The organism is Mobilicoccus pelagius NBRC 104925 (genome assembly GCF_000247995.1).
Classification (GTDB): Bacteria; Actinomycetota; Actinomycetes; order Actinomycetales; family Dermatophilaceae; genus Mobilicoccus; species Mobilicoccus pelagius.
Window position 1 is genome coordinate 1 of sequence record NZ_BAFE01000088.1, and the last position, 19,390, is coordinate 19,390.

Sequence of the window (19,390 nt, forward strand, 5' to 3'; positions counted from 1 at the left end):
GGCCGACGTCATCGCGGTCGCCGGTTACGGGAACTTCTGGGTGAACGCGGACACCCCGGGGCAGATGAGCATGACGGCGATCCTCCTGTCCGTCGTGACGTTCGTCGTGCTCCTCGGCCTCAACCTCCTCACCGTCAAGTTCTTCGGTGAGATCGAGTTCTGGTTCGCCATCATCAAGATCGTCGCGATCGTCGCGCTCATCGTCATGGGCGTCACCCTCGTCCTCATCGGGTTCACGAGCCCCGAGGGCACCCGCGCCTCGTTCTCGCACCTCTGGGCCCGCCCCGGCGGCATCTTCCCCACCGGCATGTCCGGCTTCTTCGCCGGGTTCCAGATCGCCGTGTTCGCGTTCGTCGGCATCGAGCTCGTCGGCACCACCGCCGCAGAGACGGCCGACCCCGAGCGGACCCTGCCGAAGGCGATCAACTCGATCCCGATCCGCGTCGTCCTCTTCTACGTGCTGTCCCTCGCCGTGATCATGATGGTGACCCCGTGGGACGAGGTCGACCCGGCGGTCTCCCCGTTCGTCAACATGTTCGCCCTCGCGGGCATCGTGGGTGCGGCGTCGATCATGAACTTCGTCGTCCTCACCTCGGCCGCCTCCTCGGCGAACTCCGGCATCTTCTCCACGTCGCGCATGCTCTACGGGCTCGCGCACAGGATGCCCGGCGGCGTCGTCATGTGCTGGGTCGTCCTCGCGTTCTTCCTCTTCGTCCTCGTCCTCCTCACGCAGGAGGCGGACACGCGGCAGGCGCTCCCCGTCACGCCGCTGTGGTTCCTCCTCCTCGGCGCCGGATGGGTCGGCGTGCGCGGCAAGGTCCGCGACGACGACACGACGACGATGGGGATCCAGGACCGCTGACCCGACCCCGTCCCCCGAGGACGACCGATGCCCGCGAGCGTGACGCTCGCGGGCATCGGTCGTCCTCCCGCCCGGGTGCGCCGGGGGATCAGATCGGCCACGTCTCCTGCCGCCAGGCGGCGTTCCAGAACATCCACTCGAACTTCGACGCCGTCTCGTAGGCGACGTGCATCCGTTCCACGGTGACAGGAGACGCCTCGGCGGCGCAGCGGTCGGCGATGGCCCTCGCCTGCACGACGGACTCGGCGAACGCCGGGTCGGAGTACATGCCGATCCAGTCGCCGTAGGGGTGGTCCTCCAGCGGTCCGGCCTGGGCGAGGAGGTGGTCGCCCACGTCGGCGTAGATCCAGAAGCACGGCAGCACACCCGCGACGGCCACGGCGTAGGAGCCCTGCGTCGTGAGCGACTGCAGGTAGGAGGTGTAGGAGAGGCACGTGGGGGAGGCCGTGAACGCGGCGAAGTCCTCGACGTGCGCGCCGTGGAGCTCGCGCTCGACGACGAGGGTGGTCTTCGCGTCCTCCGCCCAGAAGAGGAGGTCGTCGGGGTCGGTGGCCTGCCCCGCCAGGGTGGCGAGCACGCGGCCGTAGTCGGCGAGGTAGAGCGCGTCCTGCGCCATGTAGTAGGTGAACCGGTCGCGGTCGAGGGTGCCGTCGGCGAGGCCGCGGACGAACGGCAGGTCGTCGATCGCGCGGCGGATGTGGGCGGAGCGCGCCCAGGTGTCGTCGGAGAACGTCATGTCAGCTCCAGAGGGCGTGGAAGTGGTGGACGGGGCCGTGGCCGTGCCCGACGTGCAGCTCGTCGGCGTGCTGCAGGGCACCGGTGAGCCAGGTCTTGGCGTCGCGGGCGGTGGTGGGCCAGTCGGGGCGCTGCGGGCGGAGCGCGGCGAGCGCCGAGGAGAGCGTGCATCCCGTGCCGTGGGTGTTCGGCGTGTCGACGCGGGAGGTCGAGAGCTCGTGCGTCTCGTCGCCGTCGAGGAGGACGTCGGTGGCGCCCTCGGTGAGGTGGCCGCCCTTGAGGTGGACGCGCCGGGCTCCGAGTTCGCGCAGTGCCTGGGCCTGCTCGTGCATCTCCGCGACGGTCGTCGCAGGAGCGCGGTCGAGGAGGACGGCGGCCTCCGGGAGGTTGGGCGTGATGAGACTCGCGAGGGGCACGAGCCCGCGCACCGCGTCGATCGCGTCGTCGGTGAGGAGCTTGTCGCCGCTCGTGGCGACCATGACGGGGTCGAGGACGATGGGCAGTTCGTTCTCCCCCTCGTCGTCGCGGAGGCGTTCGAGGAACGCCCGCACGGCGGCGGTGACCTCGATGTCGGCGAGCATCCCGATCTTCACGGCGTCGGGGTGGATGTCGGCGTAGAGGGCGTCGAGCTGTTCGGTGACGAAAGTGGCGGGCACCGGGTGGACGCCGGTGACGCCCTGCGTCGACTGGGCGGTGAGCGCCGTGAGGACGCACATGCCGTACCCGCCGAGTGCGCTGAAGGTCTTGAGGTCGGCCTGGATGCCGGCGCCGCCGGAGGGGTCGGAACCGGCGATGGAGAGGGCCTTGGGTGGGGTCGCGCGCGTCATCGGGGAGCGTCCTTCCAACGGGTGAGCAGGGTGGCGGCGGCCTCGCGCGGGTCGGGGGTGGCGCAGATCGCGCTGACGACGGCGGCGCCGTCGACCCCGGTCACGGGGAGCAGTCCGATGCGGTCGACGGTGATGCCGCCGATCGCGACGGTGGGCCAGGGGCTCTCGGCGACGAGGGCCGTGAGCGTGTCGAGACCGGACGCGGCGGCCGCGTCGGGCTTGGTCGTCTGGTCGAACACGGGGCCGAGGCCGACGTGGTCGATCGTGCCCTCGGGGAGAGCGCGGGCCGTTTCGACGTGGGCGAGGGTCTGGCACGACAGGCCGAGCAGGCGGTCGGGGCCGAGGAGGCGACGCGCCGTGATCGGGTCGGTGTCGGACTGACCGACGTGAGCGCCGTCGGCCCCGGCCTCCTCGACGAGGTGCACGCGATCGTTGAGCAGGACCGGCACTCCCGAGCCGCGCAGGGCCGTGACGACCGACCGGGCGATGCGTACCAACTCGTCGTCGGACGCGTGCGGGTCACGCACCTGCACGAGCGTCGCGCCGCCGTCGACGGCCGCGCGGACGACGTCGGCGACCCGCTCGGGTCCGCCCGCCATGGGGGTGTCGGTGACGAGGTAGAGCGTGAGGTCGCAGGCGGGCCGGGTCACGACAGACGCACCGCTTCGCCGAGCTCGGCGGGGGCGAGGAGCGCGAGGTGGTCGAGGAGCGCGACGGCGAACGACCCGGGGCCGCGGCTCTCGGTGGCGGCGCGGTCGGCGGCGACCGTGAGGTGTGCGGTGGCGGCGGTCGCGGCGAGCATCGGCGGCGCGACGGCGGCGTAGGCGGCCATGAGGGCGCCGAGGACACAACCGACGCCGGTGACGCGGGCCATGAGCTCGTGCCCGTTGTGGACCCGTACGAGCGCGTCGCCGTCGGTGACGTGGTCGACCGGTCCGGAGACGGCGACGACGCAGCCGTGTTGCCGGGCGAGGGCGCGGGCCTGGTCGAGCACCGCCTCGGGGGTGTCGGCCGAGTCGACGCCACGCCCACCGGCCCCGCCGAGGAGCCCGGCGATCTCGGAGGCGTTGCCGCGGACGATCGTCGCGGGGTGGGCGCTCATGAGGTCGCGGGCAAGGTGTGTGCGCCAGGGGAGGCCGCCGGCGGCGACGGGGTCGAGCACCCACGGCGTCCCGGCTGCGCGGCACGCCTCGACGGCGGTGCGCATCGCCTCGGTCGTGTCGTCGTAGGGGGTGCCGGTGTTGACGAGCACCCCGTTCGCGACCTGCGCGAAGATGCCCGACTCGTGCGGGTTGTCGACCATCGCCGGCGCGGCGCCCGCGGCGAGGAGCACGTTCGCCGTCCACGGCGCGACGACGATGTTCGTCAGCGACTGGACGAGCGGGGAGGCCTCTCGCAACCGGGCCAGCGCGTCGGCGACGTCGGCCGGGGAGAGCTTCGCGGCGGGTGGGGTGGGAGAGGCGGTCATGCGACGTCCCTTCGCTAGCACGATCTAGATCAGGTTCGACGGGTGTGATCTCAGCGCCGTGCGGCGCACCCCGCGTCGTCCGTTCACTCTAGACGCCGCCCCCGACATCCGCCCGGCGTCCACTCACCTCCGCGCTCGCATGCCCCTGCCCGTGACGGCGTCGTCGACGAGGTCGTCGCGGGCAGGGTCTCGGCCCTCCGACCGACGAGGCCACCGATGACGCCACCGTCGGTCGAGGTCGCTCGCGTGCGGGTGGGAGGGGTGAGGCGGGTCAGTCCTCGATGACGACGAGGACGGGGGCGTGGTCGCTCGCGCCCTTGCCCTTGCGTTCCTCACGGTCGATGGCCGCGGCCGTGACACGGGTGGCGAGGGCGGGGGAGGCGAGGGCGAAGTCGATGCGCATGCCCTGCTTCTTGGGAAACCGGAGCTGCGTGTAGTCCCAGTACGTGTACTGCCCCTCGGTGTGGGGACGGACGACGTCGTCGTACCCGGCATCGATCATCGCCTGGAACGCGGCCCGCTCGGGGCCGGAGACGTGGGTCTTGCCCTCGAAGAACCCCGGGTCCCACACGTCCTCGTCGCGGGGTGCGACGTTCCAGTCGCCCATGAGGCAGATCTGCGCCTGCGGGTCGTCGGCGAGCCATCCGGCAGCGGTGTCGCGCAGGGAGGCGAGCCAGTCGAGCTTGTAGGCGTAGTGGGGGTTGTCGAGGGCGCGCCCGTTCGGGATGTACAGCGACCAGATGCGCACGCCGCCGCACGTCGCGCCGATGGCGCGCGCCTCGGCGACGGGGTCGGGCTCACCCCAGTGGGGCATGCCGTCGAAGCCGATCTGCACGTCCTCGATGCCGACGCGGCTCACGATCGCGACGCCGTTCCACTGGTCGAGGCCGTGGAACGCGACCTCGTACCCCGCCTCGGTGAACCGGTCGAGGGGGAACTGCACGTCCTTGCACTTGGTCTCCTGCAGGGCGAGCACGTCGAGGTCGTGTCGTTCCAGCACCCCGAGGGCACGGTCGACGCGGCTCCGGATCGAGTTGACGTTCCATGTCGCGATACGCACCCGCCCACCCTATGACGTGAGGCGCGGGCGAGGGCGCCTGCTCAGCCGGTGGGGGATGCGGCCGATGGGGCTCGGAGAACGACGACCCGATGCAAGGAGAGCCCCCATGTCGCCACGTCGTGCCTCTGTCGCCCTGCTCGCCGTCGGTGCGACCGTGCTCACGCCCCTGGCGGTGCCCGCGGGTCCGGCGGCGGCGGAGCGCACGGTGCCGGACTCCGCGCGGGTGGAGGCACGCTGGGCCGCGGCCCGGTGCGGTGGGGCGAGCACGACGCCCGTCCTCGACTCCCGACGGACCACGGTGACGTTGCCGCCCGCGCGGCCCTACGTCGTCGGCAGCATCCCCTGGTCGCGGTGGCAGCGCCCCGACTCCTCGGACCCGACGTGGCAGATGCGGTTCTACAGCCTCGAATGGATGAAGCCGATCGCCAAGCGCGCCCACGACGACGGCCAGAGGCAGGTGCTGCGACGTCTCGTGTCGCAGGTCGAGAGTTTCTACCGGGCCAACCCCGACAAAGGGCGGAGCACCCTCGGCTGGGACGAGGGGACGTCGTTGCGTCGGCTCGGCACGCTGAGCTGCGTGTCCGTCCTCACCGGTGATCCCCGCCTCGAGAAGCGGATGGCCGGGGAGGTCGGGCTCCTCTTCGGTCCCCGCTACTACGGTCCGCCGCGTCACCCCGTCCACAACCACGGCCTCATGGCGAACATGAACATCAAGGTCGCGGGCGAGGTCGTCGGTCGTCGTGACTGGGTACGCGCGGCCGATCAGCGCATGCGGCGGGAGTCGGCGCTCGCGTTCACGAAGGCGGGGACCTCCCACGAGCAGTCGGCCTGGTACCACCTCGTCAACACGACGATGTGGCGTGCCGTCGGGGAGCGGATGAAGGATGCGAACCCGAAGGACGCGACGGCGCGCGAGATCCTCGCACGGACGGCGAAGGCCGACGTCGTCGGACGCTGGCTCACCGAGCCCGACGGCGACCTCGTCCAGATCGGCGACACCGCACGCGGTCCGGGAATGGCGCCACGCGGCACCGAACGCCCGGGGGTGTTCCGTGACGATCAGGCCGGTCTCCTCGTCGGACGCTGGTCGTGGAAGGACCCGTCGACGACGTACTACACGGTCCGTTACGGCCCGCCGCGCTTCGCTCACGGCCACCCGGACAAGGGTGCGGTGACGTGGTCGACGGCGGGGGCGCGCGTCCTCGTCGGCCCGGGCTACTACTCGTACGAATGGAAGGACCCGTTCGCGAGCTACGCCCGCACGGCGCAGGCGCACAACGTCGCGCGCCCCGTGCGGGGCAAGGAGAACGTGCGGGCCGCCGCCACCCTCCGCCACGAGAGGGCCCGGAACGGGGTCCACGCCTGGAACGTCGACGACCGCGTCCACGGCGTCGCCCACCGCCGCGGCGTCCGCGTCGACGACAAGGCCCGCACCCTCACCGTCACCGACGGGTACCCCCGCGGCGTCGCACTCCAGCAGTCGTGGCACCTCGACCCGTCGTGGTCGCTCGTCGGCCGCACGGGGAACACCCTCACCTTCCGCGACCGCGCGGGCCGCACGCTGCGCATGACGACGACGGGCCGGGTCGTCTCGGCCGACCGGGGCCGCACCCGCCCGGTCGCCGGCTGGAACTACCCCGCGACCGGGCGGCGGGTGCCCGCCTGGGAGGTGACGACCGGCGGCACCGGAACGGTGCGGACGACCTTCACCATCCGGTGACGCACCCCTAGGCTCGGGGCATGACCATCGCACTCGTCACCGGCGCCGGGGTCGGCATCGGCCGGTCCTTCTGCCGCGAACTGGCCCGCACCGGCCACGACGTCGTCCTCGTCGCCCGTGACCGCGGCCGCCTCGAGGAACTCGCCCGCGAGCTCGAGGCGACCCACGGGGTACGGACCGAGGTTCTCACCGCCGACCTCGCCACCGCCGAGGGACGCGACCGCGTCGCCTCCCGGCTCGGTGAGGACGGCGACCGCGCCGTCGACCTCCTCGTCAACAACGCCGGATTCGGGCTCAAGACGTCGTTCTTCGCCTCCGACGTCGCCGACGAGCAGCGGCAGGTCGCCGTCATGTGCGAGGCCGTCCTCGTGCTCACGCACGCCGCCGGGCGGGCGATGCTCCGCCGCGGCCGGGGCCACATCCTCAACGTCTCCTCGGTGGCCTCCTACATCACGACCGGCTCGTACTCGGCGTGCAAGGCGTTCGTCACCGTGTTGAGCGAGTCCCTCGCGAACGACCTGCGCGGCACGGGCGTCGGCATCACCGTCCTGTGTCCGGGGTTCACGCGCACGGAGTTCCACGAGCGCATGGGTTCCCCGATGTCGGACATCCCCGGCCCCATGTGGCTCGACTCCGACCGTCTCGTCCGCGCCGCGCTCGCCGACGCCCGCGCGGGCAAGGTCCTCTCCACGCCGGGTCCGCTCTACAAGGGCGTCGAGATGCTCACGGGAGTCCTGCCGCGGGGCGTCATGCGACGGATCTCCGCGGCGATCGTCGGTGGAGGCGGGCCCACGCGCGAGCGCGAGGGCCACTGACGTCCGCGACGGCGACGGGCATCTCTCCCCGCGCCGCCGGTGGACTCCGAGGGGGGCACGGCGTCTTCGACGACGCGGTCCGGCGCCGCGGCGGGCTGCCCTAGGCTGGCGCCATGACCGCACGCGAGCAGCTTCTCGACCTCATCAAGGCCAAGGCCATCGTCCACGGCAAGGTGACCCTGTCCTCCGGCAAGGAGGCCGACTACTACGTCGACCTGCGCCGCATCACCCTCGACGGCGAGGCCGCCCCGCTCGTCGGGCAGGTCATGCGTGAGCTGACGAAGGACCTCGACGTCGACGCCGTCGGTGGCCTCACGATGGGTGCCGACCCCGTCGCCACCGCGATGCTCCACGCCGCCGCCGCGGAGGGGCAGCGTCTCGACGCGTTCGTCGTCCGCAAGGCGGAGAAGGCCCACGGCCTCCAGCAGCGCATCGAGGGCCCGTCGATCGAGGGTCGTCGTGTCCTCGTCGTCGAGGACACCTCCACGACGGGCGGCTCGCCGCTCACCGCCGTCGAGGCGTGCCGCGAGGTCGGCGCCGAGGTCGTCGCCGTCGCCGTCATCGCCGACCGCGCCTCCGGGGCGGGCGAGCGCATCCAGGCCGAGGCCGACGTGCCCTACCTCGCCGCCTACGGCCTCGAGGACCTCGGACTCGCCTGAACCGCACCCCACGAATACGCCGACGCCGCCCCCGAGGTCCCTCGGGGGCGGCGTCCGTGTGTGCCGACGGTGCGTCGAGGTCAGCGCTCGCGGCGGGCGTCGATCGCATCGTCGGCGGCCTCGATCGCCTCGCCGACGATGGCCTTGGTGCGGCGCTTGTGCATGACGTACTCGAACACCATGGGAAGCACCGAGACGAACACGATGAGCAGGATCGCGGCCTCGAGGTTGTCGTGGACGAACTGGATGCCGCCCAGGAAGTAGCCGAGCAGCGTGACGCCGGTGGCCCAGAGGACGGCGCCGACGCCGCTCCACGTGAAGAACCGGCGGCGCTCCATGCGGCCGACGCCCGCGACGACGGTGATGAACGTGCGGACGATCGGCACGAACCGGCCGATGACGAGGGCCTTGTTGCCGTGCTTGTCGAAGAACGCGATGGTCTGGTCGAAGTACTTCTTCTTGAGGATCCGGCCGTCGCGGTTGTAGAGCGGCTCGCCGATGGCGCGGCCGATCTCGTACCCGACGACGTTGCCGAGGAACGCGGCGATCGAGAGGATCACGCACGCCGCCACGATCGACATCGACACGTCGCCGCGCTTGATGAAGAGGCCGACGGAGAAGAGGAGGGAGTCGCCGGGGAGGATCGGGAACAACAGACCGCATTCGATGAAGACGATCGCGGTGCTCACCCAGAAGAACTGGGTCCCGAACTGGTCGAGGAGGTATTGGGGGTCCATCCAGTCGGGACCGAGGGCAGGCATCACGCTGCCAGGGTAGCCGGGGCGCCCTGAAAGGCTCCTGGACGAGAGGTGAACGCGGCGCGTCCCGCCGGGCCGGGGGGACCTGCCGTCGCGGAGACGCGACGAGTGGCGGGGCAGGAATCGGAATCAGGGCGACGCACGCCGGCGTCCCCGGTCGTCGGCGACCGAGGGGACACCCCGGTGTCGACGTAGACTCCGCTGCCGTGGAGGAGCGCGTCGTCGGTGTGGGGCCGTGGCCCGGGGGTGAGGACGCCTGGCCGCGCGAGGCCGACGGGCGGGTGAGCGCCCCTTACGACCCGGAGCTCCTCGCCGCGGGCGACACCCGCAACGTCGAGGACCGCTACCGCTACTGGCGGCACGAGGCGATCGTCGCCGACCTCGACACCCGACGGCACGAACTACACGTCGCGGTGGAGAACTGGGAGCACGACTTCAACATCGGGTCGATCATCCGCACGGCCAACGCGTTCAACGTCGGCGCGTTCCACATCGTCGGACGACGGCGGTGGAACCGGCGGGGCGCGATGGTCACCGACCGGTACCAGCACGAACACCATCACGCCGACGTCGCCGACCTCCTGGCCTGGGCACGGGAGAACGCGTACACGGTGATCGCCGTCGACAACGTGCCCGGCAGTGTTCCGCTCGAGAGGTTCGATCTGCCGCGGCGGTGCGTCCTCGTGTTCGGGCAGGAGGGTCCGGGTCTCAGCGCGGAGGCGCTCGCGGGGGCGAGGGCGCTCGTCCACATCACCCAGTTCGGGTCGACGCGGTCGATCAACGCCGGTGCGGCCGCGGCGATCACCATGCACGCGTGGATCCGTCAGTACGCCGGGATCCCGCAGGGCTGAGGAACCGTGGACGATCTCGTCGTCGAACACGTGCTCCGGGCGGTCGAGTGCGTCCCGCCCGGCCGGGTGACGACGTACGGCGCGATCGCCGCCCTCGTCGGCGGCACGGCCCGGCAGGTGGGGTCGGTGATGCGGTTCTACGGCAACGACGTGCCCTGGTGGCGGGTGGTGAACGCCGCGGGAGAACTGCCGCCGGAACTCCTCACACGGGCCTGCCCTCATTGGGCGCAGGAGGGGATCTCCCTCGCCGACTCCGGTCGCGGATGTCGGCTGGGCCGCCACCGCGTCGAGGAGGGCCCGTGGGCGGCGGCCTACGACCGGGCCACCGTCGATCTCCCGCCGATCCGCCGCCGCCACGCCTGAGCCCGCGCACGACGGGTCGGGGATCCGCGGCGGGCGCCGGGCCTGCGGCTGCCCCGTGCGGGCGCATACGGGTGGGTGGGAGTGCGTGACGTGGCGGGGGAGGTGGTCGAGGGGCAGGCTCGCAGCGGCGGCGCCGGGCCCGATCACGTGAGGCCCCCACGGGCAGGGGGTGAGCTCGGCCACTACGATGGAGGGAGCCCGGATCCGCGCATCTGGCGCGGACGAGCCGCCAACAGCTAGGAGTTACCGTGCCCATCGCAACCCCCGAGGTCTACGCCGACATGCTCGACCGGGCGAAGGCGGGATCCTTCGCCTACCCGGCGATCAACGTCTCCTCCAGCCAGACCCTCAACGCCGCGATCAAGGGCTTCGCCGACGCGGGCAGTGACGGCATCATCCAGGTCTCCACCGGTGGCGCCGAGTACTTCTCCGGCCCGTCCATCAAGCACATGGTCACCGGCGCGAAGGCGATGGCCGCCTACGCGCAGGAGGTCGCGAAGAACTACGACGTCAACATCGCCCTCCACACCGACCACTGCCCCAAGGACAAGCTCGACGGCTTCGTCCGTCCGCTGCTCGAGGCCTCCGCGGAGCAGGTCAAGAAGACGGGTCTCCCGATCTTCCAGTCGCACATGTGGGACGGCTCGGCCGTGCCGCTCGAGGAGAACCTCCAGATCGCGCAGGAGCTCCTCGCGCTCGCCAAGGACGCGAACATCATCCTCGAGGTCGAGATCGGTGTCGTCGGTGGCGAGGAGGACGGCGTTGCCAACGAGATCAACGACAAGCTCTACACGACCGCCGAGGACGCCCTCAAGACGGTCGAGGCCCTCGGTCTCGGCGAGAACGGCCGCTACATGGCCGCCCTCACGTTCGGCAACGTGCACGGCGTCTACAAGCCGGGCAACGTCAAGCTCCGCCCCGAGGTGCTCAAGGAGTGCCAGGAGGCCATCGTCGCCAAGTACGGCAGCGACAAGGGCGAGCACCCGCTCGACCTCGTCTTCCACGGCGGCTCCGGCTCGCTCCCGCAGGAGATCTCCGACGCGGTCGACTACGGCGTCGTCAAGATGAACGTCGACACCGACACCCAGTACGCCTTCACGCGTCCCGTCGCGGACCACATGATGAAGAACTACGACGGCGTCCTCAAGATCGACGGCGAGGTCGGCAACAAGAAGCAGTACGACCCGCGCGCCTGGGGCAAGGCCGCCGAGGCCGGCATGGCCGCCCGCGTCGTCGAGGCCTGCGAGGCGCTCCGCAGCGCCGGCACCCACAAGTGAGTCTGCTCGCCTGAGCCGAACGACGCTCGCGTCGTTGACCCCGCGGCCCCCGTCACCCTCCGTCGGTGACGGGGGCCGCTGTGCATGCAGCGGCCGACGGGACGGGTTGCGGGGAGCGCAAGAGTGGTGGGCCGGCGTGGCCGACGGGGTGGAGGCGCCGCCCCATCCCCGCCCGAACGGACGCTGAGAAACCCTCGTGTGCGGCCGGTCGTCGGCGTAGCATTTCACCCAGGTGTCACCCAGGTGTCACCCAGGTGACAACAGGTCAATGGGGACCTGTGGCGCCTGAAAGGCGGAAGAACGATGCCATGCGTATGAAGAGGTCGGCGGTAGCACTGGCAGCTACCTGTCTCGCGATGGTCGGGACCTCGGTGGTCGGCGTGAACGACGCGGAGGCCGCGACGTCGGCGAAGACTAACGGCTGTTTCGCGTGGTGGGGTGGGAGGGTGTCCGACGATCGCTGTCAGCCCGCCACGGCCACCGGCTACTATCAGTTGCGCGCCGCGTGCCCCAACCAGCCGGACCGGGAGAGCGCCTCGGTGTACATCAAGAAGGGCTCACGCGTCGACGGGTGGGCGCGTGTGGGTTGCGTGGGCAACGTGCAGAGCGCCTTCATCCGCTTCCGTGGTTGATTCCTCACGCATGGCGGGTGTCTCGGTTCCCGAGGCGCCCGTCATGCGCTTGCGCGGGGTTTCGAAGTCCTATGCGGGTCGACCTGTCTTGTCGGGTCTCGACCTCGACATCCGGCCGGAGGTCACCGTTCTGCTAGGTCCGAACGGGGCGGGCAAGAGCACGTTGTTGGACCTTCTGTCGCTTGTTGCGCCGCCCCAGGCGGGAATGATCGAGTGGCATGGTGAGGAAATGCGGCGCACGCGTCAGGTGAAGCGGGCAATGAGAGGGATTTCCTACCTGCCTCAGCACTTTTCCTTCCCGAGTTCCTACACGGCCGCGGACGTCGTCGATTATGCGGCGTGGCTTCGCAAGGTCCGGGCTCCCCGGCGTGCCGGGGAGGTATTGGCAATGGTCGGGCTGGAGGGGGAAGCTCGAAAGAAGGTCCGCACCATGTCGGGAGGGATGCGGCAGCGCCTCGGCATCGCAACCTGTCTCATCGGCGACCCGGAACTGATCGTCCTCGATGAACCCACGGTCGGCCTTGACCCCGCGCAACGCATTCAGTTCCGGCGAGTGTTGTCCTCGGTGGATGCCGCCGTGCTCCTGTCCACTCATCTTGTCGAGGACGCGGTTGTGTTGGCAGATCGGGTCCTGGTGTTGCACGAAGGTCGTTTCGTGTTCGACGGCTCGCTGCCGGAGTTGGAGGCGTTGGCCGGTCCGGTCGGAGACTCTCCGGCGGAGCGTGGGTACATGTCGCTGATCGGAGCGACCCGGTGAGGCTCTTGTGGGCAGAGGTTCTGCACAGCCCCACCCGCCTCCTGGTATTGCTCCTACCGGTGATCATGCTGTTCTACCTGCAGACGGACGGTGCATGGCAGGCGGGATGGCCAGATCTGACCGGCGGTCTCGTCGGGGCCGTCGCCGTTGCTGCACCGTTCGTTGCAGCGGTCACTGCGTTCGTCGTCGCGGGGCGAGTGAGTCCCGATGAGATGAGGTTCGAACGAGCAGCCCCGCGGTCGTCGTGGTTGGTCGCGGGCGTCCCTTTCATCGGGGCATTCGTCCACACCGCCCTGGGCGTATCCGTCCCCGTTCTGTATGCGTTGGTGGTGATCGCCAGGTCGGGGGCCCCGGGTGCCCCGGGTTCCACGTCCTTCGCGACGCTCTGCGCATACCTGCTGTTTCCTATCGCGGTGGGAGCACTCGCCGGGCGTCTGTCGGCCAGTCGCCGTTTCGCACCCGTCGTCGTGCTCGTGGCGATGTATGGGTTCATCGCGCTTGTCGGATTGCCCACGAACACGCCTGCATGGGAGGTGCCGAGTATTCCCATGACCGCTGTTCTGGGGGGTGCCGGTGCAATGATGCTCCTGGCTGCAGTGTTCAGCGAACCGCTACGCCGCGGGTCGTCGCGGGCGGCACTGGGGAGATCTGGGCTGGCAATCCTCGTCGCGATCGTTGCCTTCGCCGGCGCTTTCTCTGCTGGTGGGGAGGCGATGACGGTGTCGCGCGACCTCGTCGATCCGGTCTGCACGGACGATGGGCGCGTGTGTGTCTGGCCCGAGCATGCACACCATCTCGACGAGATCGCCGCGGGACTCGTCCGATTGGACTTGTACCGGGATGTCGGCCTGCGCATCGACGGGCCCATGTACGAGCGAGGGCTACGCTCCACCGAAGGGCCCACCTTCGCCTACCCGCCGGCGTGGTTCGCATTCGCGGGGATGGGGTCGGCGGTGACCGACCGGTTCTGGAAATGTGGGGAGTCGGCCGTGATCACCGACGACACGGTGAATGCGTCACAGCAGCTGATGGTGTGGGCAACGGTCGTCGCCGCCGGCGGCATGCCGCCGGCGTCGGTGGGTGGGGGTCCCGCAGAGGTGTCGCTGGCCGACATCGACAGAGTGCGACACCTCCCCGCGGCGCAGGAGCGGGCTTGGCTTCGTGGCCGGATTGCAGAAGCGGAGCGCGCCTGTGGGTGACATCCTTCCTTGGAAGGCGCGACCGTGGGTACCCGCTGCCATCGGTGTGGTCCTGTGCGCCCTGGTGGAGACGCTCATGCCGCGTCTCGTTCTGCAGCTCCCCCGCGGTGGCGGTGCTGTGTCACTCGCAATCGGTCACCTCGTTCCAGCCCCTCTTGCCGTCGCTCTCGTGGGGGTCAACGCTCGGACGTGGTGTTCTCCGTGCCGCACCGCTCGGGAGGAACGCTGGGAACATCGTGTCCTTGCGACGCTGACCGCGTTCTCGTGTCTGGTCGTCGCGGTCGGTGGGGCCTGGAGCGCCGGATGGGAAGCCGGTTCGGCCTTCGGGCGCGGCCTCCTGACCTGGGTGGCACTGGCTCTGATCTCCCAACGGCTCCTGGGAGACCAACGCATCTGGGTCGTTCCGATGACGGTGTTGCTCGTGCTCGTCATGCTGTTGGGGGAGTCGGTCACCATGCTCACCTGGATGAGTGACGATCTACAGGGCCGGTGGCCCTGGTCCACCGCGTTGGGCACGTGGGCGGTGGCAGGAGTGGCGTCGTGGGCAACCCCGTGGCGACTCTTCATGCTGAGGGCACGGATTTGGGACGCAGCGTCGTCGCGGTGACCCAGATGGGAGCCGGTGTGTGCGACGAAGCCAGGGGACGCGCGCCCGGTGCCCCGTACGTGCGGCACCGTCGTCGGCGAGGTAGCGGGCGTCTGCTGGCTTTGGCGGGCCGTTCAGGGAAGCATGGACGACACGAGACGAACGAGGAGATCCCCATGACCCACCAGAACCTGCTCGAACCGCCCGAGACGTTGCTCGACGTGGATCCCGCTGCGGCGGAGCTTCTCTCGGGGGCCGACCCGGCGATCACGGCCGGTCGCTACCCGGCGTCCGCGCTCGCGTGGGCGACGCTCGCCGAGGCCGCCCTCGCCGCCGGGTTCACCGTCGAGGCCTACGCCTACGCCCGCACCGGGTACCACCGCAGCCTCGACCAGCTCCGCCGTGCGGGCTGGAAGGGCGCGGGGCCCGTGCCGTGGCGGCACGAACCCAACCGGGGCTTCCTCCGCAGCGTCGCCGCCCTGTCCCGCGCCGCCGGGGCCATCGGGGAGGAGGACGAGCGGGCCCGCTGCGAGCAGTTCCTCCGCGACTCCAGCCCCGAGGCGGCCGACGCCCTCGGGTTCTGACGCACCCGGTCGCCGACGCGAGACGCCGCAGGCCCGCCACCCTCGAAGGGAGCGGGCCTGCGGCGTCGTGGGGTGGGGACGGTGCTCAGTCGACCTTGACGCCGACGACGCCGCCCGTGCGTCCGGCCTTCACCGCGGCGCGGTCGAACGTCAGCGTGACGCGCTTGCCCTCGGGGGTCGTGTAGCTGCACATGTCCCCGTCGCACGCGACGCGGAGCAGCTCGCCCGCCGGGGGCGTCGCCGCCGTCTTCACCCGGGGGGAGACGTACCGGCCGAGCGCCGCACGGTCGCCGTTCGACCACGCCGCGACGGCCGCGTCGCCGTAGTCCTCGATGCTCCGCTGGGGCACCGTGCCGCGGGCCTCGGTCTTCGAGGTGGACTTCGCCGTCGGGGTCGTGCGGGGCGCGGTGGGGGCGGCGCTGTTCGTGATGACCGTCGTCCGGGGCTCGCTCGTCCGCGAGGCCCCCTTCGAGGGGGCGCTGTCCCGACCCGTCTCGGAGGCCGACGGCGATGTGGCGGCCGCGGGCTCGGTGGTCGCCGAGGACGCCGGGTCGGTGGGCGTCACGGAAGCGGACTGCGTGGCGGGGGGCGGCGTCGCGGTCGCGCTCGACGTGCCCGCGTCATCGTTGCCGCAACCGGCGAGGACGGCGCACACGAGGGCGGCGGTCAGGGGCAGGGTGGCACGGGGCGTCATGGGTGCTCCTCGGAAGGGGTGGAGGGGGCTTGGTCGCACCGGCGGTGGAGCCAGGTGTTCCCGTCTCCGATCGACCACGCCCTCGGTGACCTGAGCAGAACGGGTCGGGAAATCCGCCGGATTCGACGGATCGGGGTACTCCGACCCGCCACATCGGGCGTTCCCGCACCTCTCCGCCTCGATGGGCTGTCGGGTCGAGACGGTAGGCTCGTCGCGGCGCTCGGCCGACGGCCGGGTGCGACCACACGCACAGACCACGAACAGCAGATTTCGGGAAGAGGGTGGCGACGATGCCGGCAGTCGTGCTGGTCGGAGCCCAGTGGGGCGACGAGGGCAAGGGCAAGGCGACCGACCTCCTCGGGGACCGTATCGACTACGTCGTCAAGTTCAACGGTGGCAACAACGCCGGTCACACGGTCGTCGTCGGTGACGAGAAGTACGCGCTCCACCTTCTGCCGAGCGGCATCCTCACGCCGGGCGTGACGCCGATCATCGGCAACGGCGTCGTCATCGACCTGTCGGTGCTGTTCGAGGAGCTCGACGCGCTCACCGCGCGCGGCGTCGACTGCTCCCTGCTCAAGGTGAGCGCCAACGCGCACGTCATCCCGAGCTACAACACGGTGCTCGACCGGGTCAACGAGCGGTTCCTCGGCAACCGCAAGATCGGCACGACCGGCCGCGGCATCGGCCCGACGTACGCCGACAAGATGAGCCGCGTCGGCATCCGCGTCCAGGACCTCTACGACGAGTCGATCCTCCGCCAGAAGGTCGAGGCGGCGCTCGAGTTCAAGAACCAGGTCCTCGCCAAGATCTACAACCGTCGCGCCATCGAGGTCGACGCCGTCGTCGAGGAGCTCCTCTCCTACGCCGACCGGCTCGCGCCGATGGTCACCGACACCTCGCTCGAGATCAGCCGCGCCCTCGACGCCGGCAAGACGGTCCTCTGCGAGGCCGGCCAGGCCACCCTTCTCGACGTCGACCACGGCACGTACCCCTACGTGACGAGCTCGAACGCGACCTCCGGCGGTGCCTGCACCGGCGCGGGCCTGCCGCCCACCCGGGTCGACCGCGTCATCGCCGTGCTCAAGGCGTTCACCACGCGCGTCGGCGAGGGCCCGTTCCCCACCGAGCTCCACGACGAGGTCGGCGACCGCCTCCGCGTCATCGGTGGCGAGTTCGGCACGACCACCGGGCGTCCGCGCCGCATCGGCTGGCTCGACGTCGTCATCGGCCGGTACGCCCAGCGCATCAACGGCGTCACCGACTTCGTCATGACGAAGCTCGACAACCTCGACACGTTCGACGAGATCCCCGTCTGCGTCGCCTACGACATCAACGGCGTCCGCCACGACGAGATGCCGGTGAGCCAGAGCGACTTCCACCACGCCACGCCGATCTACGAGATGCTGCCCGGCTGGAAGACCGACATCTCCGGTTGCCGCACGTTCGAGGAACTGCCCGAGAACTGCCGCCGCTACGTCGAGTTCGTCGAGGAGCACATCGGCGCCCGCATCTCGGCCATCGGCGTGGGCCCCGGCCGCGACGAGATCATCCAGCGCCACAGCCTCCTGCACGACTGATTCACCCCTGAGGACACGCATGAACGACACCACCGGACCGGCCGATCCCACCCCGCAGCCTGCGCGGCGCGCCCGCCGCGGCCGGGGCAAGGAGAAGCCCCAGCCCGAGGTCGACTGGGTGGCACGCATGGCCGACGAGGTCATCGAGGCCGCCCACGGTCGCGACCCCGAGCGCACGATCGTGTGCGCGTCGGGTCTCTCCCCGTCGGGCCCGATCCACCTCGGCAACCTTCGCGAGGTGATGACGCCGCACCTCGTCGCAGACGAGATCGCCCGTCGCGGCGTCCCGGTGGAGCACGTCATCAGCTGGGACGACTACGACCGGTTCCGCAAGGTGCCGTTCGGCGTCGAGGGCGTCGACGAGTCGTGGAACGCCCACATCGGCAAGCCGCTCACGAGCGTCCCCGCCCCGCGCGGCTCGGAGTACCCCAACTGGGCCGAGCACTTCAAGGCCGCGATGGCGGAGTCCCTCGAGCGGATGGGCGTGCGGTTCCGCGGCATCAGCCAGACGCAGCAGTACACCTCGGGCGCCTACCGCGAGCAGGTGCTCCACGCGATGAGCAAGCGGGACGAGATCGACGCCGTCCTCGCGCAGTACCGCACCAAGCAGACCGAGCCGGACGCCGCGCAGGCGGCCGCCGCGGCGGAGGGCTCCGAGGGTGCCCACGACGCCGAGGCGATCCAGGCCGCGGCCGAGGGCAGCGGCGCTGCGAGCGAGGAGGACGGCGGCGGGGCCTCCGGATACTTCCCTTATCGGCCGTACAGCAAGGCGTTCGGCACCGACGCCACGCGTGTGCTCTCCTACGACGACGACACGACCGAACTCGTCTACGTGGCCGTGGGCCCCAACGGCGAGGAGGTCACCGAGTCGATGCACCTCGACCGTGACTTCCACGGCAAGCTCGTGTGGAAGGTCGACTGGCCGATGCGCTGGGCGTACGAGGGCGTCGACTTCGAGCCCTCCGGCGTCGACCACTCCTCGCCGGGGTCGTCCTTCCAGGTCGGCGGGCAGATCGTCGGCCCGATCTTCAGCGGTCACCAGCCCATCGGGCCGATGTACGCGTTCGTGGGCATCGCCGGCATGGCCAAGATGAGCTCGTCCAAGGGCGGCGTGCCCACCCCGGCCGACGCGATGCGGATCATGGAGCCGCCCGTGCTGCGGTGGCTCTACACGCGTCGTCGCCCCAACCAGTCGTTCTCCGTCGCGTTCGACGCCGAGATCCAGCGCCTCTACGACGAGTGGGACGCCCTCGGCCGCAAGGTGCAGACCCCAGCGGCACAGCCGGGTGACCACGCGATGTACGCCCGCGCGATCGGCACCGCCCACGGCGAGCTGCAGAGGACGCCCGTCAAGGTGCCCTACCGGGCGCTCGCGTCGGTCGTCGACATCACCGGCGGCGAGGAGGCGCAGACGCTGCGGATCGTGCAGGGCATGGTCGGCGACGACGTCGAGCTCACGAGCCTCGATCAGCTCCGGCCGCGGCTCGACTGCGCCCGCACGTGGGTCCTCACGCAGATGCCTGCGGAGGACCGCACCCAGGTGCGCACGGAGCCCGACACCGAGCTCCTCGCCTCGCTCGAGCCGCAGCAGCGCGAGGCCCTCGAGATGCTGTCCGCGCGGCTCACCGACGACTGGTCGCTCGAGGGCCTCACGACCCTCGTCTACGGCATCCCCAAGATGCAGGCCGGGTTCGACGTGGGCGAGAAGAAGCTCCCGCCGGAGGTCAAGGCCGCCCAGCGTGGGTTGTTCGCGCTGCTCTACCGGCTGCTCGTCGGCTCCGACACGGGCCCGCGCATCCCGACCCTGCTCCTGTGCCTCGGCGCCGAGCGCGTCCGAAGTCTCATCACCCCGGCCTGAGACCCGACACGACGACGACCCCGGTTCGCCCACGAGGGCGGTGCCGGGGTCGTCGCACGTCGGGTCCCGGCCGGTACACCGCCGATGCCGTCATCGTGCGGTGGA

The 19,390-nt window shown here is 70.8% G+C and carries 20 protein-coding genes and 1 riboswitch; of the genes, 13 read left to right on the plus strand and 7 right to left on the minus strand.

From position 1 onward, the window contains the following. The coding region (locus MOPEL_RS12345) for an amino acid permease (protein WP_009483201.1) at positions 1–862 on the plus strand (862 nt) is incomplete at its 5' end. 88 nt (positions 863–950) lie between these two features. Here MOPEL_RS12345 and MOPEL_RS12350 read toward each other — a convergent pair. The 5 genes from MOPEL_RS12350 to MOPEL_RS12370 form a co-directional block, all read right to left on the minus strand. Then, entirely contained in the window at positions 951–1,598 is a 648-nt protein-coding gene (locus tag MOPEL_RS12350; protein WP_009483202.1) for a TenA family protein, read from the minus strand. 1 nt (position 1,599) lies between these two features. Continuing rightward, positions 1,600–2,424 carry a bifunctional hydroxymethylpyrimidine kinase/phosphomethylpyrimidine kinase gene (gene thiD, locus MOPEL_RS12355; RefSeq protein ID WP_009483203.1) on the minus strand — a complete coding sequence of 275 codons (825 nt, stop codon included), beginning with the start codon at positions 2,422–2,424 and terminating at the stop codon, positions 1,600–1,602. Next, the gene (gene thiE / locus MOPEL_RS12360; protein WP_009483204.1) at positions 2,421–3,074 is read right to left on the minus strand and encodes a thiamine phosphate synthase; all 654 of its coding nucleotides are present in this window, start codon (positions 3,072–3,074) and stop codon (positions 2,421–2,423) included. Before thiE ends, thiD begins: the two co-directional genes overlap by 4 nt. After that, on the minus strand, positions 3,071–3,892 hold the full coding sequence (gene thiM, locus MOPEL_RS12365; RefSeq protein WP_009483205.1) for a hydroxyethylthiazole kinase: 822 nt from the start codon (positions 3,890–3,892) through the stop codon (positions 3,071–3,073). Before thiM ends, thiE begins: the two co-directional genes overlap by 4 nt. Further along, a riboswitch (TPP riboswitch) is annotated at positions 3,882–3,975 on the minus strand. It overlaps the preceding gene by 11 nt. Positions 3,976–4,163: 188 nt before the next feature. Then, a complete protein-coding gene (locus MOPEL_RS12370; RefSeq protein WP_009483206.1) occupies positions 4,164–4,952 on the minus strand; it encodes an exodeoxyribonuclease III in 789 nt (262 codons plus the stop codon). A 106-nt stretch (positions 4,953–5,058) separates the two neighbouring features. Here MOPEL_RS12370 and MOPEL_RS12375 point away from each other — a divergent pair, with 106 nt between their 5' ends. From MOPEL_RS12375 to pyrE, 3 genes are all read left to right on the plus strand, one after another. Then, on the plus strand, positions 5,059–6,672 hold the full coding sequence (locus tag MOPEL_RS12375) for a heparinase II/III domain-containing protein (RefSeq protein ID WP_009483207.1): 1,614 nt from the start codon (positions 5,059–5,061) through the stop codon (positions 6,670–6,672). Between the two features lie 20 nt (positions 6,673–6,692). Further along, positions 6,693–7,487 carry an SDR family NAD(P)-dependent oxidoreductase gene (locus MOPEL_RS12380; protein ID WP_009483208.1) on the plus strand — a complete coding sequence of 265 codons (795 nt, stop codon included), beginning with the start codon at positions 6,693–6,695 and terminating at the stop codon, positions 7,485–7,487. 113 nt (positions 7,488–7,600) lie between these two features. Beyond that, positions 7,601–8,146 (plus strand): orotate phosphoribosyltransferase, encoded by a 546-nt coding sequence (gene pyrE, locus MOPEL_RS12385; RefSeq protein WP_009483209.1) that lies wholly within the window; start codon positions 7,601–7,603, stop codon positions 8,144–8,146. A gap of 80 nt (positions 8,147–8,226) precedes the next feature. Here the strand turns inward: pyrE and MOPEL_RS12390 are convergent, their stop codons facing one another. Then, positions 8,227–8,907 (minus strand): DedA family protein, encoded by a 681-nt coding sequence (locus tag MOPEL_RS12390; protein WP_009483210.1) that lies wholly within the window; start codon positions 8,905–8,907, stop codon positions 8,227–8,229. 203 nt (positions 8,908–9,110) lie between these two features. Here MOPEL_RS12390 and MOPEL_RS12395 point away from each other — a divergent pair, with 203 nt between their 5' ends. The 7 genes from MOPEL_RS12395 to MOPEL_RS12430 all read left to right on the plus strand — a co-directional run bounded on the left by MOPEL_RS12395 (position 9,111) and on the right by MOPEL_RS12430 (position 15,153). Continuing rightward, positions 9,111–9,755: a TrmH family RNA methyltransferase gene (locus MOPEL_RS12395; protein ID WP_141631341.1), complete on the plus strand. Its 645-nt coding sequence runs from the start codon at positions 9,111–9,113 to the stop codon at positions 9,753–9,755. 6 nt (positions 9,756–9,761) lie between these two features. Continuing rightward, positions 9,762–10,118, plus strand: coding sequence for an MGMT family protein (locus MOPEL_RS12400; protein WP_009483212.1), 357 nt, complete (start codon positions 9,762–9,764; stop codon positions 10,116–10,118). 248 nt (positions 10,119–10,366) lie between these two features. Beyond that, positions 10,367–11,395: a class II fructose-bisphosphate aldolase gene (gene fbaA, locus MOPEL_RS12405; protein ID WP_009483213.1), complete on the plus strand. Its 1,029-nt coding sequence runs from the start codon at positions 10,367–10,369 to the stop codon at positions 11,393–11,395. A gap of 308 nt (positions 11,396–11,703) precedes the next feature. After that, positions 11,704–12,027 (plus strand): hypothetical protein, encoded by a 324-nt coding sequence (locus MOPEL_RS12410; protein WP_009483214.1) that lies wholly within the window; start codon positions 11,704–11,706, stop codon positions 12,025–12,027. 10 nt (positions 12,028–12,037) lie between these two features. Next, a complete protein-coding gene (locus tag MOPEL_RS12415; protein ID WP_009483215.1) occupies positions 12,038–12,784 on the plus strand; it encodes an ATP-binding cassette domain-containing protein in 747 nt (248 codons plus the stop codon). Between the two features lie 65 nt (positions 12,785–12,849). After that, positions 12,850–13,983 (plus strand): DUF7224 domain-containing protein, encoded by a 1,134-nt coding sequence (locus MOPEL_RS12420; protein ID WP_217994543.1) that lies wholly within the window; start codon positions 12,850–12,852, stop codon positions 13,981–13,983. Positions 13,984–14,745: 762 nt separating this feature from the next. Next, the gene (locus MOPEL_RS12430; RefSeq protein WP_009483218.1) at positions 14,746–15,153 is read left to right on the plus strand and encodes a DUF3151 domain-containing protein; all 408 of its coding nucleotides are present in this window, start codon (positions 14,746–14,748) and stop codon (positions 15,151–15,153) included. Between the two features lie 85 nt (positions 15,154–15,238). On the opposite strand, the gene MOPEL_RS12435 is transcribed toward MOPEL_RS12430, so the two are convergent. Further along, on the minus strand, positions 15,239–15,847 hold the full coding sequence (locus tag MOPEL_RS12435; protein WP_009483219.1) for a hypothetical protein: 609 nt from the start codon (positions 15,845–15,847) through the stop codon (positions 15,239–15,241). A gap of 290 nt (positions 15,848–16,137) precedes the next feature. Here MOPEL_RS12435 and MOPEL_RS12440 point away from each other — a divergent pair, with 290 nt between their 5' ends. Continuing rightward, a complete protein-coding gene (locus MOPEL_RS12440) occupies positions 16,138–17,427 on the plus strand; it encodes an adenylosuccinate synthase (RefSeq protein ID WP_009483220.1) in 1,290 nt (429 codons plus the stop codon). A gap of 19 nt (positions 17,428–17,446) precedes the next feature. Further along, positions 17,447–19,285: a lysine--tRNA ligase gene (gene lysS / locus MOPEL_RS12445; protein WP_009483221.1), complete on the plus strand. Its 1,839-nt coding sequence runs from the start codon at positions 17,447–17,449 to the stop codon at positions 19,283–19,285. The last annotated feature ends 105 nt before the right edge of the window (positions 19,286–19,390 follow it).